Raw genomic sequence first — 23,898 nt, 5'->3', positions numbered from 1 at the left:
TTATCTTACAACGAACCAAAAAATTTTTATACAAACGTATTTTACTAAATGTCAGGTGAATTTGATGCACATAATGGAAGGTTTCCTCCCGGTTGAGTGGAGTGCTTTCTGGTTTGCTTTGGCAATTCCGTTTGTAGTTTATGGTGCTTGGAAAGTGAAAAAGGAAATCGAAAGGGATCCAAAATCGAAGTCATTGCTTGCGGTCTCATTGGGTTTCATATTTGTCCTATCCGCCCTTAAATTGCCCTCAGTCACTGGAAGTTGCTCTCATCCGACTGGAACTGGCGTCGCGGTTGTGCTCTTCGGACCTTCTATTACCGCATTCCTTTCCTCAATTGCACTGCTCTATCAGGCTTTACTCCTTGCACACGGCGGGATAACAACGCTCGGGGCAAACACATTTTCAATGGGCATCTTCGGACCAATTTTTGGCTTTTTAGTATACAAGGCTCTAAAGAAGTTTAGCCTTTCGGTTGCCTTCTTTTCAGCTGCAGCGGTTGCAGATCTCATGACTTACGTTATGACTTCATTCCAGCTCGCCCTTGCTTATCCCGCTACTCCGGGAATTGAAGGAGTGCTTGCTTCAGCAATCAAATTCCTCGGGATCTTCGCAATAACTCAAGTTCCAATTGCAGTGATCGAAGCTTTTGTCGCTTTAACGCTCCTCAAAAGCATTAAGACCTATACTCCGGAGGTGAGCACCGCTTGAAGCTCCAAAGACTAATTTTTCCAATCTTTCTTATTCTGATCTTAACCGCTTCCGCTCAGGAATGGCGAGGGACAGACGAGGTTGCGGAAGAGAAGATCAAGGAGATCAACCCAGATTACGAGCCGTGGTTCTCACCCCTATTTGAGCCTGCTGGGGAGATCGAAACACTGCTTTTCAGCATTCAAGCTGGAATAGGCGGTTTTCTCGTTGGCTACTTCCTCGGAAGACATGAGCGAGAGTCTTGAAAGTGTTCAGGTAAACTCCAGGAAGTTGATCGATGGCCCAATCAAGGTGTGGTTAGTTCTGCTATCGCTACCGCTGATCCTTCTTGACTTTCATACCCAGCTCATAGCTCTCGTATTATTTTCAGCTCTTTCAATTCACGCATCAAAATATTTTTTTAAGATTATAAAAATCCCATTCGGCTTTATTTTTCTTGGAATTCTCGTGATTTTATTCACAATCGATGGAAAAGAAGTTGCGAGCTTTTATTTTCTAAAAATCACAGATAAAAGCGTTGAAACTGCTTTGAACGTAATGCTGAGATCTTTCTCAGCTTTATCAGCATTCAGCTACCTCATTTTAACAACAACCCTCCCAGAGTTCATTTCGGCGATCAGGCTGAAGGGATTCGTTAGAGAGCTAATGCTCCTCAGCTACAGAGCGATCCAAGTATTGCTGGAAGAGATCGAGAGCCTTAGAATTTCAGCTGAAGCACGACTTGGCTTTTTTGGGATCAGAAGATCAATAAAAACCACTTCGATGCTCAGCTACATGCTATTCCTTAGATCTTTTGAAAAAGTTGAGAAATTTGAGAGGGCGAAAGAAGCAAGATGCGATGCTGGCGTTTTCCCTATGCAAAAATTTAAAAGCAAGGGCTCTGTTTTTGCAGTCATTCTGCTTAGCCTAATGGCTATGGGGTTGCTCATATGATCGAAACGATCGATCTCTGGTTCTCTTACGCGGACAGAGAGGTTCTGAAAGGTGTAAACTTCAGAGCAAAGCGGGGAGAAGTAACGGTTTTAATGGGCAAAAATGGAGCGGGGAAAACAACCCTTCTTCTGCACCTGAATGGACTGCTCAAGCCAAAAAAAGGAGAAGTCAGAATAGACGGTTCAAGAATTGAATACAATAAAAAAAGCCTTTTGGAGCTCAGAAAGAGAGTTTCGATCGTTTTTCAAAATCCAGACGAGCAGATTATTGCTCCGACAGTATGGCAGGAAGTAGCCTTTGGACCAGCAAACGTGGGAATAGCACTTGAGAAGGTTGAAGAGGCTTTAAAGCTTGTCGGGCTCGAGGGCTATGAGAAGAGGCTCTGCAGTCAGCTTAGCGGTGGAGAAAAGAAAAGACTTTCGATTGCTGACGCAATAGCGATGGATCCAGAGTTCGTAATTCTCGATGAACCAACCGCAGGCTTGGATCAGCTCGGTTTTGATGCCATGATAGAGCTAATTGAAAAGCTTAGAAATGCGGGAAAGGGCATTATCATTGCAACACATGACTTCGATCTCGCAAAAAGAGTTGGAGATCGTTTTTACTACCTCGAAGATGGTCGGATCGTTTACGAGGGCGAAAGCCTAAACTTTGAGCTTGCAAGAAAGATCGGAATAAGAACTTTTGGCTTTGGAAAATTAATCATTTCCGAAAATGAAAAAATTGGCTCAAATTTTGTTGTGAATTTGAACGGAAATGCTCCAAACATGGAGAAAATAAAAAAGCTCTTGGAGGCAATTTTGAAAGCCTCTGAAGGTCATTGCGTAGTCGTTAACTTTGAAAATGGAAGTCTTGAGAAATTGAAGGAACTTTTAGGGGAAACAAAATGAAGGTAACGAAGCTTGAAGCGATCGGAGTTCTTTTTGCAAAGCTCAAGCCAAGCAAAGACCAAATATTTGTGGATGTGGGCTGTGGAAGTGGAAGCGTTGCGGAATTCTTCGCACCATTTGTTAAAAAAGTCTACGCAGTAGATCTTGACGAAAAAGTGCTTGAAGAGGCGAAAAAAAGGCTTTCTGGACTGAACTGCGAAGTTATTTGCATGGATGGTTTAGATTTTTTGAGCAAATACGACTACGATCTCGTTTTCTTTGGCGGAACAAAGAGGCTTGAAGAGATGCTTGAAATCGCCTGCAAGAAAGCCAAGAAGATTGCAGTGAACGCAGCGAGGATTGAAGTGGCTTTAAAAGCTTTAGGGAAAATGAAGAGCTTAGGATGGAATTGCGAAATGATCGCTTTAAACGTCTGGAGAAGTTATGAGCTTGCGGGCGGAACTGCTTTTAAACCCCTAAATCCAGTATTCATGGTGGTCGCATGCTCTACGGAGTGAGCCTTGGGCCAGGGGATCCGGAATTGCTGACACTGAAGGCGATCAGAGTGCTCAAAGAAGCGAATGAAGTGATCGTTCCCGGGGAAAATGCGGAAAAGCTTGTTAGGCGGTTCAGAGAGCCAAGAATTGTTGAATTTCCGATGGGAAAGGGGCAGGAAGTTGCAAGAAAACTGGCAGAGGAGCTTGTTGAAAGGATCAAGAAAGAAAAAATAGCCTTCTGCTGTATAGGCGATGCGGTGCTTTACTCAACCTTTTCAGAGCTTGCTGAGGAAGTTTTAAAGCTCGATCCCAGTGCTGAGATCGAGATTGTGCCAGGGGTTAGTGTCGTTTTTTCTGCTCTCGCAATGACAAGGACTTTTGTAAAGAAGTCTTTGCTAATAACGACAAACTTTGAGGAAGAAGTGATTGCGGTTATGAAAGCTAAGAGAAGTGGCGAAATTGCGGAAAAGCTCAGGGCTATGGGATTTACGGAGCTAAAATTCGTTGAAAGACTATATATGGAAGGACAAAGGATCAGCAAGGAAATTCCGAATGAAGCGGATTACTTCTCGCTTATACTTGGGGTGAAAAGGTGAAGGTTTACTTTGTAGGCTTTGGCCCCGGTGACCCAGAGTTGCTTACTATTAGGGGCTACAAATTGCTCAAGGAGGCGGACGTTATAATCTACCCCGGCTCAATAATCCCGGAGAGCAGTCTTTCAGAATTCAAGGCACTCAAGATCAACAGCCACGGAATGAAACTTGAAGAGATCGTTGCTACGATTGAGAAATTCGTTAAAGAGAACAAGAAAGTTGTAAGAGTGCAAAGCGGAGACCCGAGCATTTATGGAGCAATAGTTGAGCAGATCGAAGAGCTTGAAAAAAGAGGAATTGAGTGCGAGGTTGTGCCGGGAGTGAGCAGTGTTTTCGCAGTCTCTGCAAAGCTGAAAGCTGAACTTGCCACCGCAGACACGCCGACGGTGATCATAACGAGGAGTGCTGGAAAAACACTCGAAAGAGATGAGATCGAGAAACTTGCTGAAACGAACTCAACGCTTGTGTTTTTGCTAAGCTCAGGAAAGATCGGGGAGCTTGCACAGAGATTGCTAAAGATCAGGGGCGATGAACCCGCTGTGGTAGCTTACAGAGTTTCCCAAGAAGGTGAAAAGGTTATAGAGGGGACGCTTTCAGATATAGCTGAAAAGGCAAAGGACATCAATAGAATGGCAGTAATAGTGGTTGGAAAGGCTTTAAAGCGTGTGAGGAGGTCGAGATTATACTCATAGCGGTAATTTGCTTTGAAAAAGATCTTGAAAGAATGAAGAAGGTCGCAGATCTTCTTAAGGCTGATCTATTGCTCTGGAATGACGAGATCGATTTCGGAAAATACGATGTCCTCATTTTCAGAGCTCCCGCGGGAGTTGTTGTTAGAAAACTCTGCGGTAAGCTCAAGAGTAAATTTGAAGATCCTGCCATCGTTGTTCTTGATCCCAGTCTCAGCTATGCGATCCCACTTCTTGGAGGGCATGAAGGGGCAAATGAGGTTGCAAAAAGACTTGAATTGCTTGGAATGAAAGCGGTGATCACTACTTCTGCGGAATTTGAGGAAGGTTATAGCATAGGAGTTGGCTTTAGAAAAAATTCAAGCTCTCAGGAGATAGTTGAAGCGATAAATGAAGCAATTAACCTTCTGAAAATTTCATTAAAGGATGTTAAGATCGTTGCAACCGCCATGATCAAGAAAAAGGATTCAGAATTCAGAAAAGCGGTTGAATACCTTGGGCTCCCAGCAGGATTTGTTTCTGAAGAAACTATAAATTCTATGAATGTTAGAGAGACTTCTGCGGTAAAGATCGGGCTCAAAAATGTTGCGGAAGCCTGTGCACTTTACTACTCAAAAAATAAGGAGTTAATTTTGCCAAAGAAGGTTTTTGGAGGTGTTACGATTGCAGTCGCAAGGTAAGCTTTACGTTGTTGGAATAGGTCCGGGAAGCAAGGAACTGCTAACTCTGAAGGCTTATGAAGCTCTTAAAAATGCTGACGTGGTAATTGGACATAGAAGATACATTGAACTCATTAAAGATCTCGTTAAAGGTGAGATCATAGAGAGTGCAATGAGAAAAGAGCTTGACAGGGTTAAAAAGGCGATTGAGCTTGCTAAGGATAAAAAGGTCTGCTTGGTAAGTGGTGGAGATCCTTGCATCTACGGGATAGCTTCGCTTGTTGAAGAGTTCATAGCAACGAATTCGATCGAGATCGATTACGAGATCATCCCGGGTATTACCGCTTTAAATGCTGCAAACTCTCTTTTGGGCTGTGCGGTTAGCGGAGATCATGCGGTATTAAGCCTGAGCGATCAGCTCGTGGACTGGGGGAAGATTGAACACAAACTGAGGGTTATGCTCAGAAGCGATGTCCCCATAGCGATCTACAATCCTTCAAGCCTTAAAAGGGCGGATAATCTGAAAAAAGCCCTTGAAATTGTATTTTCTGAGCGAGGAAACGTTAAGGTTGCGATTGTAAGAAATGCATACAGAGAGGGCGAAGAAGTCAAAATAAAGAATTTGAGCGAGCTTAACACGGAAGAAGTTGACATGAGCACAATTCTGATCATTTCAAGCTCAGAAACCGTGGCAACAGACAAGAGAATGCTCACACCAAGAGGCTACAGCATGAAATACGAAGTTGGAGCCAAGACAAAGAAGGCTATAGAAATTGCGGAGCAGAGTGCAGAAATTCTCAGGAATTTTATTCCGGGAGATACGCTGAAGGAAGAGATCGTCAGAAGGGCGGTGATGGCGACTGGGGACTTAAGCTACAAAGATCTAATAGTCTTCAAGGGAGATCCTGATGAAGCTGTTAAGGCTTTGCGAGAAGGGGCAAAGATCATAGTCGACGTCGAAATGGTAAAAGCGGGGCTTAGAGCTGAAGCAATTTCTGCTGTAAGCTTTGCAAAAGGCAGTGAAAGAACAAGAACCGCTGAAGGAATTCTGAATTTGGCAAAGGAGATAGAAGGGGCGATCGTAGGGATCGGAAATGCCCCAAGCTCTGCAATGGCACTGTGCGAGATCGCTGAAGAGCACAAGCCCGCATTTGTCGTTGCAACTCCTGTGGGCTTTGTGGGAGCAAGTGAGTCGAAGGAGATGATCAGAAAACTCGATCTGCCATCAATCACAACAGTCGGAACCAAAGGTGGCAGTGGAGTCTGCACAGCAATTCTCAACTGCCTGATCGAGCATGCGAGATCCGATTGAGCTCTACGAGTATCCGAAAGAGTGGCTTAGAAGAGGAGTGGAGAAGAGGATCAGGAGTGGTCTCTATATTTTGACTCCGAACGGCTGGCTAAGGCGTGGGATCACAACTGGAACGACCGCCAGTGCTTCAATAGTTGCCTCAATAGCCTCACTTTACGAGGATCTGGAGAAAGTGAAGGTAAAAACCCCTGTGGGGATCGATGTTGAAGTGCCAGTGATAGCCAAGAAAGGCTTTGCTACTGCTGTGAAATTCTCTGGAGATCACGCTTTTGACGTTACTAACGGAGTTGCCTTTAAAGCAAGGCTTATTGAAGAGTTCGGAATAAAATTTGGCTCTGGAATTGCAAAGAATGGTGATTATGTTGTGAGCAGATCCGCGATGGGGCAAATGCTTATGAATTATAAGAGAGCCTGCGAGCTTTTCGATTTTAAGGGTGGAGTTCTGGTGGAAGCGGATTATAAGCAGAAGAGTGAGAAGCTGAATGGAATTGCAATTCTTGGCACCACTGGCTTTGTTGAGCCATGGTGCGAGGAGCTTCTGAGGACGAAGATTGAGATCGCAAAGAGGTATGAAAAGATCGCAATAACAACTGGCAGAGAGAGCTGGAAGATCGCAAAGGAGAAATTTCCAGAATTTCAGCCATTCGTATTTGGAGTCCATTTGAAGGAAGTCATTTCAGCTCATTCCGGCGAAATAATAATTGTTGGAAAGCCCGGATTGCTGAAGCACGTTTTTGGTTCTTCTGAGCAAATGGAGGTTTTGAATTCTGCAAAGAAGTTGGGAAATGTTATTGAGGTGGTAATTTGCTGAACATTGTTGGGGTTGGAATTTGTGAAGGACAGATCACGGAAAGAGCTTCTAAGCTTATAAGTCAGGCTGAGGTTGTTTTTGGGAGCAAAAGGGCTCTTCAACTTGCCTCGAAATTCATTTCAGGCGAATTTCACGAGCTTAATAAGTTTGATGAAAGGATCTATGGGGAAATAGAAAGCTTAGCAAAGCAGAAAAAGGTTGTAGTTCTCTCCACTGGCGATCCTATGGTTGCTGGGCTTGGAACAAAGCTTAAAGGCAACATTGAGCCCGGTATTTCGAGCGTTCAGATGGCTCTTGCAAGGCTTGGCGAGGACTTGTGCAACGCAATCGTGATCGACGCTCATGCGAGAAATGCTGAGAAAGAGCTCGAGCTGATCGAAAAGAGAAATCTGCTCATTCTTGCGGACAAAAAATTTGATCCAAGCATTTTTGGAACCAGAAGAGTTGCGTTGCTTGAGAACATTTGCGGAAATGAAAAGATCCTAATTGGAAAGGCGAACGAGATCAAGATCTCTTCCGACTACTCGATCCTCTTTGTCTGGAGATAGGCTTCCGCAATGCTTCGATCTATCGTTGCCTCAGCAATGTCTGAAGAGTAGGCGAGAATTCTGATCGTGCTGTCGAAGATCGTCTTAAGATAGATCATTTCCTCTTTTGGGTATTTCAGCAGTTCTTCCTGCAGTTTTGCAAACTCTTTCTTCAGATCTGCTATTTTATCGAGAACTTCTTCTGCCATCTCGATTTCAATCTTCATAAAAGCCATCAATGACTGCTTGAGAACTTCGTAAACCTCTTTAAGAGCAGAAAATTCTTTGTAACATTTTCCAAGCTTAAGCATAGCTTCAGTCATGTTTTCAACGTGATCTGAGATCCTTTCGACATGCCTGACAAATGATCTGAAAAATCTCTGATCACCCGCAAGCCTCAAGATCAGCAGATAAAGTCGATCCACCTCACCTTCTCTGAATGCGATCGAGCTTGCAATTTTTCTGTCAAATTTTTCCGAAGAGAGCTTAATAAAGTCTGAAAGCATGCTTAGAGCGACTTTGCTGATCCTTTCCACCATCTCGTTCAGATTGATCTTTGAGGGATCAAGATGTGCCATTAGCTCCATCTCGTCTCCAGTGTCTTCCATGACTTCCATGCCAATCAAAAGATCCGAAGCAAACGCTAAAGCCCTTCTTTGCTCTTCAGTGTTCACCTTAACCCTTACGACGTCGTAGTTCGCGAGGTAGTGGGCAACGATCCTCCTAAGGACTCTATCAAAGCTTAGATCGTTTAGATCCAAAAAAACTGTCTTCTTACCCGTTTCTTTTGGCAAAATAATGATCTTTTCACCCGAGTAATCCAGATAAAGGTAGTCTCCGTCTTTTAAGCCATTCTTCAGAACCCAGTCTTTTGGCAAGGTAAGAATATAGCTTCCTTTTCCACTTTTGAAGATCTTTCTCGGTTCCATGAGCTAAGTGGTTGGATCTTTAAAATACTTTTGCTATATACCCATATATACCTTACTTAAAATATATGGATAAAAAATATAAATTGCAAAGTGTATATTCTCATGTGATCGGAATGAAGAAATGGATAGCAGTTTCAGGAATTTTGTTTGCAGTATTTTTGCTCGGTTGTGTTTCAGAGCAAGATGTAGCAAAGGAGCAGATAAAGATCTACGGCAGTGGAGCAAGCTTTCCCGCACCACAGATCGAGAACTGGATCTACGAGTTCAGCAAGGTTAATAAAAACGTGATCGTTGAGTATGCAAGCAAAGGCTCCGGAGCGGGCATAAATGACTTCAAGTCGAAGCTTGTTCATTTTGCCTGCACAGATCCGCCTGCAAAGGAGTCAGAATGGATCGAGTTCAAAAAGCTTGGCGAACCGTTGCAGTTTCCATTCATTGTAGGTGCGGTTGTTGTAGTTTACAATCTACCAGTGGATGAGCTAAAGCTCGATGGTGAAACGCTTGCAAAGATCTTCATGGGCGAAATAGAGTTCTGGGATGATCAGGCAATAAAAGCCTTGAATCCTAATGCAAACTTGCCTCACGAGAAGATCATAGTGATTCACAGAAGCGATTCAAGCGGAACTACCGAAGTGTTTACAACTTATCTCTCACTTGTAAGCAAAGACTTCAAAGAAAAGGTTGGAGCGGGCAAGCTTGTTGAATGGCCTGTTGACAAGATTGGCAGAGGTTTTGGTGGAAAGGGTAATGAGGGGGTTTCAGCGATGTTCAAGCAGATTTCGAATAGCATTGCTTACGTGGAGCTTGCCTACGCATTGCATGAGAACTTCAAAATGATTAGTCTTAAGAACGCGGAAGGTAACTTTGTAAAGGCAAATGCAGAAACAATAAGCTCCGCAATTTCTGCAAGCTCAGCTTATGTTCCAGATCCAAAGGAAGGGTATAAGGAGGATCCCAAGCAATTCCTGAATGCAAGAGGCAAAAATTCGTATCCGATAGTTTCATTCAGCCACGTTCTACTATGGCAAAGCTATCCGCAGAATGAAGCTCAGGCGATCAAGAGCTTCTGGAAATGGGTTCTCACGGAAGGGCAGAAGCACATAATAGAGGGCTATGCTCCTCTGCCAAAGGAAATTGCCGAGCTTGGGCTTAAAGCGGTCGAGAGTATAAGAGGTGAGTAATGGATCAATTCAAAATTTTTTTGTTGCCCGTAGTTGGTTTAGTTTTCGGTATAATCATTCTCATGCTCCTTGTTTTCACCTTAAATTCAATTCCAATCTTTCAACACGAAGGGGTTGCGATCTACACAACAAACATCTGGAAAGCGAGCGAGGTTGCTGAAGAAGAGTTTTACGGAATACTCTCTGCGATCTATGGCACAATTTACATTTCAACAATTGCAATAACGATCTCTCTGCCAATCTCGATTGGTCTTGCAGTTTTTGTAGCGGATCTTATGCCAAGACGGCTTAAAGAATTGCTCATAATCCCGACAGACATAATGGCGGGACTTCCAACGATCTTGTATGGCATATGGGGGGTCTTCGTTCTCGTTCCGACTTTGGCAGAGATCATGAAGTTTCTCCATGGACATTTCTCATTTATTCCACTTTTTTCATACTACAATCCGACAGGTTTCAGTTATCTTTCCGCTGGGGTATTGCTTGCAATAATGGTCACACCATTCGCAACTTCGCTAATAAGAGAAGCCTATATGGCGATCCCCAACATTTACAGAGAAGCGGTTTATTCACTTGGCTTAACAAGGTTTGAAGCGACGAAAGTTCTTTTGAACTACATAAAGCCCGCAATCATTGCGGGAACGCTTTTGGCATTTGGAAGAGCGGTTGGAGAAACGGTAGCGGTGAGCCTTGTGATCGGAAATGCATTCAACATCGATGCGAGCCTTTTCGCTCCCGGATACACGATCTCTTCGCTAATAGCAAATCAATTTGGCAATGCTTTCGCTTACAAACTCATGCCTTCCGCTCTTTTCTCTGCGGGGCTTGCTTTATTTACGATCGGGCTGATAGTTAACATAGCGGGGCTAATTGTTTTGAAGAGGTGGGGATATGCTTAGAGAACTGAAAAACAAAGTTTTTGTTATATATCTAATACTTTCAGCCTTTTTGGTAATTCTCCCGCTCTTCCATATACTCTTCAGCGTTTTCGCAAATGGAATCCCTGTGCTACTGAAATACGGACTCGCGTTCCTAACAGAAACTCTTCCTGCACCGAATAGAGAGGGAGGGGGTATTTTTCCCGCAATCTACGGCACATTTATGATGGTCTTTCTTGCTTCGCTAATGGGAATCCCATTGGCGGTTCTTGCGGGGATCTTCGTTGCGGAATATCCGAACAATGCTCTCAGCAGGGCTACAAGATCCCTTTTGCTGATCATGCTCGAGTTTCCAACGATCCTTGTCGGGCTTTTTGTGATGGCGATCTTAGTAATGCCAATAGGCAGTTTTTCAGCCTTGGCGGGAGCATTTGCTCTCATGATCGTCATGCTCCCCTATGTTGCAACTTATACTGAGCAAGCTATGCGGAGTGTGCCAGCGCAGTATAAAGAGGGGGCTTACGCATTGGGATTGAGAAAAGTTAGGGTTGTTTTCTCCATAACGCTAAAGATTGCAAAGAAGGGTGTGATCACAGGGTTGCTCATTGGAATGGCAAAGGTCTCAGGGGAAACAGCTCCACTGATCTTCACCGCTGGCAATGCATGGAGAAGCACAGGCGGAGTTCTTGAGCCAGTTGGAGCCATACCACTCTGGATCTATTACTTGGTTCAGCAACCCTATGCCAACTACCACGAGATCGCATGGGGAGCTGCACTCGTTTTAATGCTCTTCTTTTTAGCGGTATTTTTACCAATAAGGCTTAGCATGGTGAGAACGTGAACGCTGTGGAGATAGAAGGGCTTAAGATTAGTTATGGGAACCTTGAAGTGCTTAAGGGAGTTGATCTGAGCATACCCGAAAGAATTTGCTTCGCAATAATGGGTCCTTCAGGCTGTGGAAAGTCGACTTTGCTAAAGGCAATTAATAGGCTGATCGAGCTCAATGACAACGTCAAAATTCGTGGCGAGATCAAGCTTTTTGGACAGAGCATTTTTAAAATGGATCTAACAAGGCTTAGAAGGGAAGTCGGGATGGTGTTTCAGCATCCAAATCCGTTTCCGCACATGAGCATCTATGACAACATTGCCTTTGCGGTTAAATGCAACAGAATTGCCAAGGGAAAGGAAGTTAACGATATTGTGGAATGGGCTTTGAAAAAGGCAGTGCTATGGGATGAAGTGAAGGATCGACTTAAAAATAAGGCAAATCAGCTGAGTGGTGGTCAGATGCAGAGACTTTGCATAGCAAGAGCTTTAGCATTGAAGCCAAAAGTTTTGCTAATGGACGAGCCAACCGCAAACCTTGATCCGATCGCTGCGAGTAAGATCGAGGATCTGATCCAAGAGCTGAAGAAGGAATACACAATAGTGATTGTAACGCACTCTCCCGCTCAGGCTGCAAGAATAGCGGATCAGGTTGCCTTTCTGTATTTGGGAAAAGTTGTGGAAGTTGGAGACGTTAACGAGATCTTTGAAAAGCCGAAAAATGAACTTACTGAAAAATACGTGACGGGGAGGATAGGATGAAGCTAATAGAAAATGAGATCAGGCGTATAAGTGAGGAAGTCTTGGTTTTGCATGAGTTAGCCAAAAAAGCGGTGGAGCTTTGCTTTAAGTCGCATAAAAACGACAGGACTCTTGTAAGAGAGATCTCTGCATTAGAAGAAAGAAGCGATGAGCTTGAGGCAAGGATTCATGATGAGTGCTCGCACTTCATAATTCGTTTTCAACCAATGGCTAAGGACATGAGATTTGCCCTCGGAATGATCAGGATCTCCTCAGCCTATGAGAGGATTGTGGATCTTGCACAGGAGATCTCGCTTTATGAGTGCGAGCTAAGGGAGAAAATATTTGAAGCAGAAAAGCCACTTCTTGAGATGTTTGACGTCGTTAAGGAAGGCTTCAGCAATATAGAAAACCTGAAGGACAGAATGATCAGCCTCGACGATAAAGTGGACGATCTATACATCCAACTTCTTGAAGACATTGAAAAGAACTTTAGGTGTGTTGAAGAGGTTCTTGCAGTAAGACACGTGGAGAGAATAGGCGATTTGCTATGTAAGATTGCAACAAGGCTTGTTTACGTTCAAGAAGGTAAATGGACGTGGATCAAATGAAAGTTCTTTTTGTATGCGTTAAAAACACCGCAAGAAGTGTAATGGCTGAAGCAATATTTAACAGCTTAGCCAAAAAGTGGAAAGCGGAAAGTGCGGGATTGCAGAAAGCCGAGAAGATAGATAGCAAGGTCAGGCAAATTCTTGAGAAGAACGGATTGAAAGCTAAGGAAAAGCCAAGAAGCATTGAAGAAGTCAAGCTTGACGAATACGATCTGATCGTTGCTGTGTGCGATGAGAGTTGTTTGATTTTGCCCAGCAAAAGAGTTCTCAGATGGCAGATCGAAGATCCTGTTGGTAAAGGAGATCAGGCCTACGAGAAAGCATTCAAAGAACTCGAAGAAAAGATTAAAAAACTAATAAAGGAGCTTGAGGGTTAACTTTTATCCTTTAGCTCTGCTTTACCCTTGAACTCCCATTTTCTATCTGGACTGCTGAGGTATTTGTCGATCGAAAGCGAAGCCTTTCTTCCATCACCCATTGCGAGAATAACTGTTGAGTCTCCTCTTACAATGTCTCCACCCGCCCAGACTCTTTCAACTGAAGTTCTTAGCTCTTCATCCACTTCTATTGTCCCCCACTTCGTCGTCTTAAGCTTTGGAGTTGTCTGCGGAACCAATGGATTCGGACTTTGTCCGATTGCAACCACAACTGTGTCAATGTCCATTATAAACTCCGAACCCTTTATTGGCACAGGTCTTCTTCTTCCTGAAGCATCAGGCTCTCCGAGTTCAAACTTTATACATTCCATCTGCTTTACCCACCCTTTTTCGTCGCCGATATATCTTATCGGAGCCGTCAGGAGTAGGAACTTCACACCCTCTTCTTTTGCACGCTCGATCTCTTCTTTTCTTGCGGGCATCTCCGCTTCGGTTCTGCGATAAACGATATAGACCTCCTTGCCAAGTCTTCGAGCCCATCTTGCACAATCCATCGCAACATTTCCTCCACCAATAACTGCAACTCTGTTGCCAACCTTTATCGGGGTATCGTAGTTGGGGAAATCATAAGCTTTCATCAGATTTAGCCTTGTAAGAAACTCATTTGCAGAGTAAATTCCATTGAGATTCTCTCCGGGAATGTTCATGAAATTCGGCAATCCAGCGCCTGTGCCTATGAAAACAGCATCGTATTCGTTCAGCAGTTCCTCTAAGGTGATCGTTTTCCCCACAACAACATCTGTAAGAATCTTGACGCCCAAGGCTTTTATGTATTCAACCTCGTATCTCACGATCTCTTTCGGTAGCCTGAATTCAGGAATGCCGTAAACAAGAACTCCACCGGGCTCATGCAACGCCTCAAATACTGTCACATCGTAACCCTTCTTTGCAAGATCCGCCGCAGCAGTAAGCCCTGCTGGTCCTGAACCAATTATGGCAACTTTTTTGCCATTTGGCTTTGGTTTTTCAGGAATTGTAAAACCTTTAGCTCTTTCGTAATCTGCTGCAAATCTTTCAAGTCTTCCTATGCCAACAGGTTCATGCTTTTTGCCGAGAGTGCAGTTTCCTTCGCACTGATTCTCGTAAGGACAGACTCTACCCGTTATTGCGGGTAGGCTGTTCTTGTCCTTGATGATCTTTATCGCGTCATCAAATCTTCCTTCCTTAATAGCCTTTATGAATTCTGGAATGTTAACATTCACCGGACAGCCTTCAACACAAGGCGGAAATTCCTTTCCCTTCCTTGGCTTGCACTGTAGACACCTCTTTGCTTCCTCCATTGCCATCTCTGGAGTGTAGCCAAGCGGAACCTCTTTGAAGTTCTTTATTCTCTCCTCAGGCGGTTGCTCAGGCATCGGAACCTTTGTTTCTCTTACTTTTGCCATTTCAATCACCTTCCACACGCACAGCTTTCTTCGAACTTCTTTAAAGCCAAGCGTTCTTCTTCAACGAATCTCCTGTTTCTTGCCATCAGCAGGTCAAAGTCAACCTCATGAGCGTCGAATTCTGGACCGTCAACGCAGGCGAACTTCGTTTTGCCTCCAACTTCAACTCTACAGCATCCGCACATCCCAGTGCCGTCTACCATTATCGGATTAAGGCTAACGATCGTCTTAATGCCATAGGGCTTTGTGGTCTCAGCTACAGCTTTCATCATCGGCACAGGACCAACTGCAACCACGAGATCGAACCGCTTTCCCTCCTCGATCAGCTTTTTGAGTAACAAATGAACGAAGCCATGGAAGCCTTCGGAGCCGTCATCTGTTGCAACGTAAAGCTCATCGCTCCACTCTTTTATTTCATTCTTCAGGATCAGCATTTCTTTAGTTCTTGCTCCAAGTATCGAGATTACATAGTTTCCCGCCTTTTTGAATGCCTTCACTTCAGGATATATGCATGCAATCCCCACTCCACCGCCTACACATGCAACGGTGCCATAATAGGCAATTTCAGCTGGATTTCCAAGTGGACCAGCAACGTTTGCGATATAATCGCCTTCTTTCATAGAATTCAGCTTCTTTGTTGTTTTTCCAACTTCGAGAGCTGCAATTGTAATCGTTCCCCTTTCAGGGGAAGCGTCAACGATTGTTAGCGGAATCCTTTCACCTTTTTCATCGATTCTGATCATAACAAACTGGCCCGGTTTTGCCTTTTTTGCTATCAATGGTGCATGGATATCAAATTTTTTAATAGTCGGAGCTAGATCTTCTTTCTTAACAATTCGATACATCATAACTCTGGGAATATCTCATGTTTAAATAGTTTTTGATCTAAGGTTTAATTTAATGAAAAATAGTTTTAAAAATTGGAATGTATGGCTCTTAAGCTCTCTTTATTAGCAACAACAATTAATTAAAATTAACCAGACCATAAAAGATAGCCCCGGCCGGATTCGAACCGGCGTCACCGGCTCCAAAGGCCGGCAGGATTGACCACTACCCCACGGGGCTTTTAGGTTTTATAGTTAACACGATTAAAAAAGTTATCTTTACACCACACAGTAAACGAGATATCTTACCTTCTCCACTCTCTATGTGAAATGGAAAGACCATATTAGGATTACATCCGAGATTTGCAGACACTTCATGCTTAAAAACTGCAGGGAGATAGCTCAAGCAAGCATTCTGCCAGACAAAGATCCTGATTACTACTGGGCTTCTGGAAGAAGGAGAGTTTACAGAAGAAGAGTTCCGCATCACGATGTAATGGCTATTGATTACGCTCTGGAGCACTTAAAAAGGGCGAGAAAACAGTATATGAGAGGAGAGAGTTTCTACGAACCTCTTGGAAGGGCGATTCATTACCTGCAAGATTACGCAGTTGATCCTACAGAAAAACTCTGGATCTTCAGCTACCGTTCAGAATCTGCGCATGAGGAAAGAGAAAGCTTTGAATTCTCAGTCGACCTCAAAGCAGTAAAGATTGCAAAGGAGACAAAATGCTATCCACACGATTTTAAAAACTTGGTTTTAGAGACAAAAAGAGGGAAAAATGCCAGCGAAGTTTCATTTGCCTGCAGTTTTCTAACCGCATTGGCATTTAAAATGCTTTTAAACCCTGAAAAGCCCGAAAATTTAGAAGAAAACTACGAAAAAGCTAAAATTACTCACATATTTCTTTTGCTTTTTCCTTGGATATTTTTGATTTTTCTATTTCAAGATTTCGTCTATCTGTTCCTTTCCACAATTGCAAGCGGAGTTCTGCACTTCTTGGATTACAACTATCACAAATGGAAGCTGGATTATGAATGGTTCAATGCAGAGTAAAAATTATGTTTTGATGCCATAGAACTTCTCCCTGAACTTCAGGGCAACGTTGACGAGGCTTATCAGCACTGGAACTTCTATCAGCGGTCCAATTACAGTTGCAAAAGCCTGATCACTGTTTATCCCCCAGATCGCAATTGCAACCGCTATTGCCAGCTCGAAGTCGTTGCTTGCAGCTGTGAATGAAACCGCAGTCGTCTTGGGGTAATCAACGCCGAGCTTGTAGGCTATGAAGAAAGTTGCAAACCACATGATCAGGAAGTAAAGCGCTAAGGGAATCGCAACCCTCAAAACATTGTAAGGCAGTTCGACGATGTATTCTCCTTTGAGCGAGAACATAACAACGATAGTGAAAAGCAAGGCAATTGGTGTTATAGGACTGATCTTCGGCGCCAAAACATTTTCAAACCATTCCTTGCCCTTTAATCTGAAACTCGTGAACCTCGTTATAATTCCAGCGATGAAGGGAATGCCAAGGTAAATGAAAACGGTTTTTGCAGCATCAACAATGCTGACTTCAGCGTTTACACCTTCAGCAAGCCCTAACTTGGTCAAAGCCAAGGTTATGAAGATGTAGATGTAGACCGCATAGAAAAGGATCTGGAATAATGCGTTGAAAGCAACCAAGCCTACAGCAAGCTCTCTGTCTCCTTCGGCAAGCTCGTTCCACACTATAACCATTGCAATGCATCTTGCCAAGCCAACGAGAATCACACCCATCATGAACTCTGGCAAATCGCGAAGCAAAGCTATGGCAAGAAGGAACATCACAATTGGTCCAACAATCCAGTTCTGAGTCAGAGAAAAGCTGAGAAGCTTTAAATTCCTAAATACTTTGCCCATTTCTTCGTATTTTACTTTAGCAAGCGGTGGATACATCATCAAAATCAAACCGATCGCTATTGGTATCGAAGTTGTGTCGATGCTCATGGCTGAGAGTATTATCGAGATCTCTGGGTAAACGTAGCCCAAAGCCACACCAAAGATTATGGCTAAGAAGATCCAAATTGTTAGATATTTCTCGATTAAACTAAGCTCTCTTTTTTGCATTTAATCACCTCCAAATACTGCTTTTAGCGTTGGAGAGAGCCTTTCAACAGCGAGATTCTCTATAACTTCCGCCCGCATAAAGATCAGACAGCAAACTTTTCCATTTTCGTCACATGCAGAAAGAATTGCAAGCTTATCTCCCGCTTTAAGCTCTGCTCTCTCACGGAGCTCTTTCGGGAGCAAAATTTGTCCTCGATTGTCGATACTCACCACTGCTTCGAGTTTGCAAATTCTACAGCTCACAGTTTTAGTTTTTTCTCAGTTCTTAAAATTTTCTGAATTTTCAGAATTTGCAAATTTTATAAAAATTTAAAAAGTATGCTTGAAGATGCCAAATACTTGTTCTTTGCTTAAAGCCTTCGGAGCAAATCTAAAGCTAAGATCTTTCATCGCTGAATCCACAAGCGGTTCGAGTTTCGAAGGCAGATCTTCTTTTACGAGCTCCGAAGCTTTTAAAGGCAAAGATAAGTTTTCAATCAGTTCCTCAATCCTTTTGACAAATTCCGCCGAGCTTCTGAATCCAAGTCTGTTCGATAGCTCTTCAAGTCTTTGCTCGGGAATATAGGCTTCCAGCACCTTTGGAAGGAATAACGCAATGCTTAGGCTGTGATCCACGCTGAAAGCGGTTCCGAAAGCATGGGCTAAAGCGTGAACAGCGCCAAGCTGGGAATTGTTGATCGCAATTCCAGCCATTGTTGCTGAGAGATGCATTATAGCCCTTGCCTTTAGATCTCCATCGTAAGACTTTTCCAGATTGCTTAGAATTAGCTCAGTCGCCCTTAGGGCAAATAAGTCCGACAATTCATTGTGAAGCTTTGTTAGATAAGCCTCGATTGCATGAGCCAAAGCATCTATGCCAGTGCTTGCAACAAGCCTTTTCGGCATCTTTTCTACAAGTCTATAATCGAGAATCGTCATGTCTGGAATTAAATCGAAGTGTATTGCGGAGATCTTCGAATTGCCCTCTTTCAGCATCACCGCCAGAGTTGCGTCCGCACCACTACCGCTTGTGGTTGGCACCGTTATTAGCTTAGCCTTCTTCTTAAATCCTAAAGCTCTGAGATTTAGCTTAACCTTAACTTCCTTTGGCTCAACATTAACTTCCATCCCAACTCTTGCAAATTTGGCAAGATCTATAACGCTACCACCACCAAGGGCTATTATAACTTCAGGATCAAAATTCCTTGCAAATTCAGAGCATTTTAACGCTAAACGAACATCTGGCTCACCTTCGATCTCATCAAAGACCTCTATTTTTTCCGCATTTAAATTTGGAATCAGGTATTCGAGATAACCAAGCTTTCTAAGATTTTTGTCTGTAAAAACGAGCACTCTGCCGAAATTGTCATTCTTTAGGCTTTCAAGAGCCTTTTCGCCATATTCAATTCTTGGAACTGCGAACATGAAAACTGTTTGATTTCGTATAGATAAACATTTTCAAATTCTGTTTATTCACGAACGAAAGTGATATAATCTTGGAATTCCTATGAAGATTTGGTGATTTTATGGGATACATGGGAAAAATTTTGAAGGTGAATTTGAGCGAGAACAGCGTTAAGGAAACGAAGACAGACATGGAGATAGCAAAGAAATATCTCGGCGGGAAAGGATATGCTTTAAGGCTTCTTTACGATTATCTAATGGAATACGAAAAACTCGGAATTTCCGCAAGAGACATCGATGCCTTTGGAGAAGAAAATGTGCTCATTTTTGCTACAGGTCCAGCGACAGGCGTTGTAGGATTTCCTGAGTCTGGAAGATATCACGTGATGGCTTTGAGGAGTCCGCTTACTGGAAGTGTTGCTTCTGCAAACAGCGGTGGAAAGTTCGGGCCGTTCATTAAATTCGCTGGATATGATGCAATTGTTATTGAAGGAAAAAGTGAGGAGCCAGTTTATCTTGATGTAAACGAAGATGGAGCTGAAATCAAGTCTGCAAAGAAGTTATGGGGGCTTAACGTTTTCGACACAACAAAAGCCCTCGCTAATGATGGCAGTGTAGCCTGCATTGGACCAGCTGGCGAGAACCTTGTCTACTTTGCTTCAATAATGAACGACGAACACAGAGCAGCTGGCAGAACTGGAGTAGGAGCGGTCATGGGTTCAAAGAAGCTAAAAGCTATAGTTGTTTCTGGAAAAAAGAAACCAGAGCCTGTAAAAGCTGAAGAATTCAAGCAAGCTTCCAAGGAAGCTTTAGAAAAGCTTAAGGCAAACCCGATAACCAGCACAGGATTGCCAAAATATGGCACAGCTGTGCTTGTAAACGTGATCAACAACGCCGGTGGTTTGCCGTTTAAGAACTGGCAGAAAGCTTACAATGAAAAAGCTGACGAAATAAGCGGTGAAAGACTTGCAAAGGAATTTCTCAGAAAAAGAATTGCGTGCTGGGGCTGTAGCATTGGCTGTGGAAGAGCTACTGAAGTCAAAGAGGGGTTCTTCAAGATCTTGAATACAGAAGGACCTGAATACGAGAGCATCTGGGCTCTCGGCAACGACACCGCAGTTATGCAGCTCGAAGCGGTTATCAAAGCAAACCACCTATGCGACGAACTTGGCTTGGACACAATCACGATGGGTTCAACGATCGCATGCGCCATGGAGCTTTACGAGAAGGGCTACGTAAAGCCAGAGGACTTGCAGGGAATGGACTTGTCCTTTGGCAACGCTTCAGCTTTGGTTGACGCAGTCTGGAGAACCGCATACAAAGCGGGCTTCGGCAAATACTTGGCTTTGGGAAGCAAAAGACTTGCAGAGCTATTTGGAGCTCCAGAGCTTTCTATGAGCGTCAAGGGAATGGAAATGCCTGCTTATGATCCGAGAGCAATAAAGGGGATTGGATTGAACTACGCCACAGCAAATCGTGGCGGTTGTCATGTAACGGGCTATACAATTGCTCCAGAGATCACGGGCTTCCCGACAAAGCTCGACCCGCTTAAATATGAAGGAAAGGCGGAGTGGGTTAAGATCTTCCAGGATTTCACGTCTGTTGTAAATTCTACTGTGAATTGTCTGTTCTCAACTTTCGCTCTCGGAGCGGGAGACTACGCAAAACTTCTCTCAGCTGTGACTGGTTGGGAAATTAGCGAGAGCGGTTTAATGAAAATTGGAGAGCGCATTTACAATCTCGAAAGGCTCATAATGAATAAGTTTGGCTTTGATGCAAAGGATGATGCTTTGCCGAAGCGTTTGCTCACCGAAGCTTTGCCAGACGGTGTTGCTAAAGGTCAGGTCGTGGATCCGCAGAAATTTGAAGAAATGAAGCAGGAATACTACAAACTCCGTGGCTGGGTTAATGGAATGCCAACGAAGGAAAAGTTAAAGGAGTTGGAGATTCCCTAAAAAATTTTAATATTTCATATTTTTTAATTTCAACGAGCTGTTCCACAACTTTCACTCCCAGAATTCCAAAAAACTACTTTATTAATCTCTCTTTTCCTTCTATGAGGAACTCTGAAAGCTTTTTGCTTGCTAGCTTAAACTTAATGCTCGAAACCGCATTCTGTGCCCTCGTAAGCTGTTCAGGCTCAACGTTAATCACCACGTCTTCCTTTTCCACGCCACCAACAAGGAATTTCAGCTCTATCTCGACGTCTGAGATCTCGAATGTCGTCAAGGGTATGTTTTTAAGGATCTCGTCTCTATCATAAACTTCTCTTTTTACCTTTGCACTCTCAGCGTCAACGATCACTTTTGATTTGAGAACCGCTAAGGCTATGTTGTTTGTTAGATCTCCGAGAGTTAGTTTCTTTTCCCCAGCTACAGGCTTCTCCACAGGAGTTGGCTTGTCTGTCGGAAACTTCGTTGGATCGATCTTTGCTATTTCTCTACTTTCCCTCATCTTTGGTCACCGGTATTGAGTTGCTCAATGCTGTAAGCATTTTTGCCATACCCTCTGGAACATCTATTCTTTTTGCCTTTATTTTTATATTCAGTTCTCCTGTAAGATCAGAATTTGCTTTGCTACCGTATACAGCATATAAGGTGGGTAGAGGTAATTTTTCTTTAAATAAAGCTGGTAGTTTTATTTCTTTCTCCTCCTTAAACTTCGTTGCAACGATTTTTGCCTTGAAATCAAGTTCTGCTTCTTCGATGCTTATGAATGGAATTGGCACAAGAGTGACTACAGGTATGCTCATCTTCAGTGGAATAGCCTCAATTTGTCCTGTATCAGGATTCTGAACTGTTTGCGTGTAGCTAAACTCAAGCGTTACAGGAACCTTTTTTCTTTTGCCTGCCTCCTCCCTTTCCTCCATCTGAGAGAGTAAAAATTGAAGGGTAGCGATGGCAGACTCCTTCTGGGCTTGAATGATCGCTGTTAGTGGTGCAGATATGATCTGTTCAAGATATAGCGGTGTTTCTGGCATGGGATCACTTAGTTGCTGGAACCATTGCCTCTTTCAGAATGCTCAGAACAGTCCTTAGACCTTCGGGCATTTCATCCTGCACTGCATTGACTGTAATTTCAAGTTCCGCACTTCTGTCAACCTGCGACCTTGTTTCTCTCTTGTAGCCGTAGCTCGCTGTCAATTTAACGCTTCCCCATCCCCAACCTGCCTTTGCAGTAATCGAAGAAGAGAAATCGTGCTGAGTTTTGTCCACATCCGTAGTTTTTATTATGAATTTGAAGTGGATTGTCATGTCTTTGATCCTTATGAAGGGCACTGGTAGAATCGTAAGCAAAGGTGCTTCAATTGTAGCATCTTCTTCCACAATTTCCTTGCCTAATCCTTCTTTCAATTTCTCAGGGTCCACAGTTTTCCTTTTGAATTTAAAGGTGATGTTTTTAACGTTTCCATCCTCGTCTAATCCAACTTCTTGCACAAATCTCGCAGTCGTCATCGCAGCATAAGCCTGCGCTCTTACAGCAGCCTCTAACGGCTTCCCTATAAGACTTTCCAAAGGCAGAGCGGAAAGCTCCGCAGGTATGTTTGCCATTCTCTCACCAATTATCTCATACTCATGAACCATATAAGATTTACGCTTGATAGCAAAAGTCAAAATAAATAATTGTGAGAGATAAATACGTCCTATTCGATTCTCGTGCTGAAAAAGACTTGCTAGGTTACCAATGGAAACTGCAGAGTTTTTGCTACGCTTAAGCATAATCCCTTCAAGAAGGTAAAAGCTTAAATATTGAGCATATACTTTTTCTACGTGAGTGATGGAGTCTACATGAAAAGACAGGAAATCGAAGAAATCAAACGAAAAAGGCTAAAGTATACGCTTAAATACGTCTACGAGAACTGCGAATTTTACAGGAGGCAATTTTCAGAGATTGATCTCGATAAAATCACTCCAGAGACGATTTCAAAGCTTCCTTTCACGACAAAGCAGGATCTTCGCAACGCTTATCCGCTGAAAATGAGCTGTGTGCCAAAGGAGAAAATAGTTCGAATTCAGATGAGCGGTGGAACCACTGGACAACCAGTTATAGTGCCATACACAAGAAAAGACGTTGAGCAATGGAAGGAAATGGTTTTAAGGGCTTTTCAAATAGCGGGCATTAGTTCTAAGGATGTCATTCAGATCACTCCCGCGTTTGGGCTTTGGAACGGGGGCTTTGGATTTCACTTTGCTGCAGATGCAATCAACGCCTTTGTAATCCCTATTGGAGCGGGAAATACAAGGAACCAGATTCGCTTCATGCTCGACTTTGGCACCACGGTGCTTTGTGCAACAGCAAGCTATCCGCTAAGAATTGCAGAAGTCGCTGAAGAGCTTGGCTACAAGCCTTCAGATTTACCCGTTGAGAAAATGCTCCTTGGAGCGGAACCTTGGAGTGAAGAGCTTAGAAAAAGAATTGAAGAGCTTTTTGAAGCAAGAACTTATGACATCCCCGGACTTACAGAGATGGGCGGTGTTGGCACGGTTGGCTTCGAGTGTCCACTTCGCAAAGGTCTGCACATGTGGGAGGACAACTACATTGTCGAAGTGGTTGATCCGAAAACTGGTGAAACGCTGGGCGAAGGTGAAGAAGGCGAAATAGTTTACACGGCAATAAACAGAGAAGCGATGCCCCTCATTAGATACAGAAGTGGCGAGGTTTCGGAGATCGTAGCTATTGAGCGTTGCGAGTGCGGAATTGAGCATATCACGCTCAAGAGAATTAAAGGTCGCACAGATGACATGATCATACATAGCGGAGCAAAGTTTTATCCAAGCGATGTTGAGAGAATTCTTGCAAGCTACGGAATTACACAGTATAAAATCGAAGTAGGCTCTGAAATTAGAATTCTTCTTGAAGGTGAGAATTCCGTTTTACCGAAATTGAGTAAAGACTTCAGGGAGTTTATTGGAATAAATCCCGAACTTGTTGTTCTTAGCAAAGGAACTCTCGAAAGATTTGAAGGAAAGGCGAGGAGGTTGGTGAGATTATGATAAT

Annotated in this window: 29 protein-coding genes and 1 tRNA gene; 20 read left to right on the top strand and 10 right to left on the bottom strand. The window is 43.4% G+C overall.

Annotated elements, in window-relative coordinates; genetic code table 11:
- Nucleotides 1–64: 64 nt before the first annotated feature.
- From QXI54_03355 to cbiE, 11 genes are read left to right on the top strand one after another with little or no spacing between them, the layout of a single operon-like run.
- Entirely contained in the window at nt 65–709 is a 645-nt protein-coding gene (locus QXI54_03355; GenBank protein ID MEM0302191.1) for an energy-coupling factor ABC transporter permease, read from the top strand.
- The gene (locus tag QXI54_03350; GenBank protein ID MEM0302190.1) at nt 706–954 is read left to right on the top strand and encodes an energy-coupling factor ABC transporter substrate-binding protein; all 249 of its coding nucleotides are present in this window, start codon (nt 706–708) and stop codon (nt 952–954) included. Before QXI54_03355 ends, QXI54_03350 begins: the two co-directional genes overlap by 4 nt.
- On the top strand, nt 917–1,642 hold the full coding sequence (locus QXI54_03345) for a CbiQ family ECF transporter T component (GenBank protein MEM0302189.1): 726 nt from the start codon (nt 917–919) through the stop codon (nt 1,640–1,642). The genes QXI54_03350 and QXI54_03345 overlap by 38 nt, the downstream gene beginning before the upstream one ends.
- Nucleotides 1,639–2,532, top strand: coding sequence for an ATP-binding cassette domain-containing protein (locus tag QXI54_03340; protein ID MEM0302188.1), 894 nt, complete (start codon nt 1,639–1,641; stop codon nt 2,530–2,532). The genes QXI54_03345 and QXI54_03340 overlap by 4 nt, the downstream gene beginning before the upstream one ends.
- Nucleotides 2,529–3,029, top strand: a complete 501-nt coding sequence (locus QXI54_03335) for a methyltransferase domain-containing protein (protein ID MEM0302187.1) — start codon at nt 2,529–2,531, stop codon at nt 3,027–3,029. The genes QXI54_03340 and QXI54_03335 overlap by 4 nt, the downstream gene beginning before the upstream one ends.
- A complete protein-coding gene (locus tag QXI54_03330; GenBank protein MEM0302186.1) occupies nt 3,014–3,604 on the top strand; it encodes an SAM-dependent methyltransferase in 591 nt (196 codons plus the stop codon). Before QXI54_03335 ends, QXI54_03330 begins: the two co-directional genes overlap by 16 nt.
- Nucleotides 3,601–4,293 (top strand): cobalt-precorrin-4/precorrin-4 C(11)-methyltransferase, encoded by a 693-nt coding sequence (locus QXI54_03325; protein ID MEM0302185.1) that lies wholly within the window; start codon nt 3,601–3,603, stop codon nt 4,291–4,293. The genes QXI54_03330 and QXI54_03325 overlap by 4 nt, the downstream gene beginning before the upstream one ends.
- A gap of 32 nt (nt 4,294–4,325) precedes the next feature.
- Entirely contained in the window at nt 4,326–4,970 is a 645-nt protein-coding gene (locus tag QXI54_03320) for a cobalamin biosynthesis protein (GenBank protein ID MEM0302184.1), read from the top strand.
- On the top strand, nt 4,945–6,261 hold the full coding sequence (gene cobJ, locus QXI54_03315) for a precorrin-3B C(17)-methyltransferase (protein MEM0302183.1): 1,317 nt from the start codon (nt 4,945–4,947) through the stop codon (nt 6,259–6,261). Before QXI54_03320 ends, cobJ begins: the two co-directional genes overlap by 26 nt.
- Complete coding sequence (locus tag QXI54_03310; GenBank protein ID MEM0302182.1) at nt 6,245–7,072, top strand: cobalt-precorrin-5B (C(1))-methyltransferase; 828 nt, start codon at nt 6,245–6,247, stop codon at nt 7,070–7,072. Before cobJ ends, QXI54_03310 begins: the two co-directional genes overlap by 17 nt.
- Complete coding sequence (cbiE, locus tag QXI54_03305) at nt 7,066–7,620, top strand: precorrin-6y C5,15-methyltransferase (decarboxylating) subunit CbiE (GenBank protein ID MEM0302181.1); 555 nt, start codon at nt 7,066–7,068, stop codon at nt 7,618–7,620. The genes QXI54_03310 and cbiE overlap by 7 nt, the downstream gene beginning before the upstream one ends.
- Here the strand turns inward: cbiE and QXI54_03300 are convergent.
- Complete coding sequence (locus QXI54_03300) at nt 7,593–8,528, bottom strand: phosphate uptake regulator PhoU (protein ID MEM0302180.1); 936 nt, start codon at nt 8,526–8,528, stop codon at nt 7,593–7,595. The two genes, cbiE and QXI54_03300, sit on opposite strands and share 28 nt — an antisense overlap.
- A 113-nt stretch (nt 8,529–8,641) precedes the next feature.
- Here QXI54_03300 and pstS point away from each other — a divergent pair, with 113 nt between their 5' ends.
- The 6 genes from pstS to QXI54_03270 are packed head-to-tail and all read left to right on the top strand — an operon-like array spanning nt 8,642 to nt 13,141.
- Complete coding sequence (pstS, locus tag QXI54_03295; protein MEM0302179.1) at nt 8,642–9,709, top strand: phosphate ABC transporter substrate-binding protein PstS; 1,068 nt, start codon at nt 8,642–8,644, stop codon at nt 9,707–9,709.
- Nucleotides 9,709–10,608 (top strand): phosphate ABC transporter permease subunit PstC, encoded by a 900-nt coding sequence (pstC, locus tag QXI54_03290; GenBank protein MEM0302178.1) that lies wholly within the window; start codon nt 9,709–9,711, stop codon nt 10,606–10,608. Before pstS ends, pstC begins: the two co-directional genes overlap by 1 nt.
- On the top strand, nt 10,601–11,428 hold the full coding sequence (gene pstA / locus QXI54_03285; protein MEM0302177.1) for a phosphate ABC transporter permease PstA: 828 nt from the start codon (nt 10,601–10,603) through the stop codon (nt 11,426–11,428). The genes pstC and pstA overlap by 8 nt, the downstream gene beginning before the upstream one ends.
- Complete coding sequence (gene pstB / locus QXI54_03280; protein ID MEM0302176.1) at nt 11,425–12,174, top strand: phosphate ABC transporter ATP-binding protein PstB; 750 nt, start codon at nt 11,425–11,427, stop codon at nt 12,172–12,174. Before pstA ends, pstB begins: the two co-directional genes overlap by 4 nt.
- A complete protein-coding gene (locus QXI54_03275) occupies nt 12,171–12,764 on the top strand; it encodes a PhoU domain-containing protein (GenBank protein MEM0302175.1) in 594 nt (197 codons plus the stop codon). Before pstB ends, QXI54_03275 begins: the two co-directional genes overlap by 4 nt.
- Nucleotides 12,746–13,141: a low molecular weight phosphatase family protein gene (locus tag QXI54_03270; GenBank protein ID MEM0302174.1), complete on the top strand. Its 396-nt coding sequence runs from the start codon at nt 12,746–12,748 to the stop codon at nt 13,139–13,141. Before QXI54_03275 ends, QXI54_03270 begins: the two co-directional genes overlap by 19 nt.
- Here QXI54_03270 and gltA read toward each other — a convergent pair.
- From gltA to QXI54_03255, 3 genes are all read right to left on the bottom strand, one after another.
- Entirely contained in the window at nt 13,138–14,586 is a 1,449-nt protein-coding gene (gene gltA, locus QXI54_03265) for an NADPH-dependent glutamate synthase (protein ID MEM0302173.1), read from the bottom strand. The genes QXI54_03270 and gltA overlap by 4 nt on opposite strands.
- Nucleotides 14,587–14,591: 5 nt before the next feature.
- Entirely contained in the window at nt 14,592–15,434 is an 843-nt protein-coding gene (locus QXI54_03260) for a sulfide/dihydroorotate dehydrogenase-like FAD/NAD-binding protein (GenBank protein ID MEM0302172.1), read from the bottom strand.
- Between the two features lie 144 nt (nt 15,435–15,578).
- Nucleotides 15,579–15,651 (bottom strand) — tRNA-Gln (locus QXI54_03255).
- Nucleotides 15,652–15,735: 84 nt separating this feature from the next.
- Between QXI54_03255 and QXI54_03250 the strand changes: the two genes are divergently transcribed.
- Nucleotides 15,736–16,467, top strand: coding sequence for a hypothetical protein (locus QXI54_03250; protein MEM0302171.1), 732 nt, complete (start codon nt 15,736–15,738; stop codon nt 16,465–16,467).
- A gap of 3 nt (nt 16,468–16,470) precedes the next feature.
- Here QXI54_03250 and arsB read toward each other — a convergent pair whose 3' ends face one another.
- The 3 genes from arsB to QXI54_03235 all read right to left on the bottom strand — a co-directional run bounded on the left by arsB (nt 16,471) and on the right by QXI54_03235 (nt 18,921).
- Nucleotides 16,471–17,517, bottom strand: a complete 1,047-nt coding sequence (gene arsB, locus QXI54_03245; GenBank protein MEM0302170.1) for an ACR3 family arsenite efflux transporter — start codon at nt 17,515–17,517, stop codon at nt 16,471–16,473.
- Complete coding sequence (locus QXI54_03240) at nt 17,518–17,760, bottom strand: HgcAB-associated protein (GenBank protein ID MEM0302169.1); 243 nt, start codon at nt 17,758–17,760, stop codon at nt 17,518–17,520.
- Between the two features lie 66 nt (nt 17,761–17,826).
- Complete coding sequence (locus QXI54_03235) at nt 17,827–18,921, bottom strand: iron-containing alcohol dehydrogenase (protein ID MEM0302168.1); 1,095 nt, start codon at nt 18,919–18,921, stop codon at nt 17,827–17,829.
- Nucleotides 18,922–19,022: 101 nt separating this feature from the next.
- On the opposite strand from QXI54_03235, the gene QXI54_03230 reads away from it, so the two are divergent.
- Nucleotides 19,023–20,855 carry an aldehyde ferredoxin oxidoreductase family protein gene (locus tag QXI54_03230; GenBank protein ID MEM0302167.1) on the top strand — a complete coding sequence of 611 codons (1,833 nt, stop codon included), beginning with the start codon at nt 19,023–19,025 and terminating at the stop codon, nt 20,853–20,855.
- 73 nt (nt 20,856–20,928) lie between these two features.
- Here the strand turns inward: QXI54_03230 and QXI54_03225 are convergent, their stop codons facing one another.
- Genes QXI54_03225 through QXI54_03215 form a run of 3 tightly spaced genes read right to left on the bottom strand, consistent with a single transcriptional unit; the run spans nt 20,929 to nt 22,484 of the window.
- A complete protein-coding gene (locus QXI54_03225; protein ID MEM0302166.1) occupies nt 20,929–21,354 on the bottom strand; it encodes a hypothetical protein in 426 nt (141 codons plus the stop codon).
- Entirely contained in the window at nt 21,341–21,880 is a 540-nt protein-coding gene (locus QXI54_03220; protein ID MEM0302165.1) for a DUF2589 domain-containing protein, read from the bottom strand. The genes QXI54_03225 and QXI54_03220 overlap by 14 nt, the downstream gene beginning before the upstream one ends.
- Nucleotides 21,881–21,884: 4 nt before the next feature.
- Complete coding sequence (locus QXI54_03215; protein MEM0302164.1) at nt 21,885–22,484, bottom strand: DUF2589 domain-containing protein; 600 nt, start codon at nt 22,482–22,484, stop codon at nt 21,885–21,887.
- A 186-nt stretch (nt 22,485–22,670) separates the two neighbouring features.
- Between QXI54_03215 and QXI54_03210 the strand changes: the two genes are divergently transcribed.
- Nucleotides 22,671–23,894, top strand: a complete 1,224-nt coding sequence (locus QXI54_03210; protein MEM0302163.1) for a phenylacetate--CoA ligase family protein — start codon at nt 22,671–22,673, stop codon at nt 23,892–23,894.
- Nucleotides 23,895–23,898 lie beyond the last annotated feature (4 nt).

The sequence above is a fragment of the Archaeoglobaceae archaeon genome, assembly GCA_038734275.1.
GTDB lineage: Archaea > Halobacteriota > Archaeoglobi > Archaeoglobales > Archaeoglobaceae > WYZ-LMO2.
This window is presented reverse-complemented; position numbering and strand designations above follow the sequence as displayed.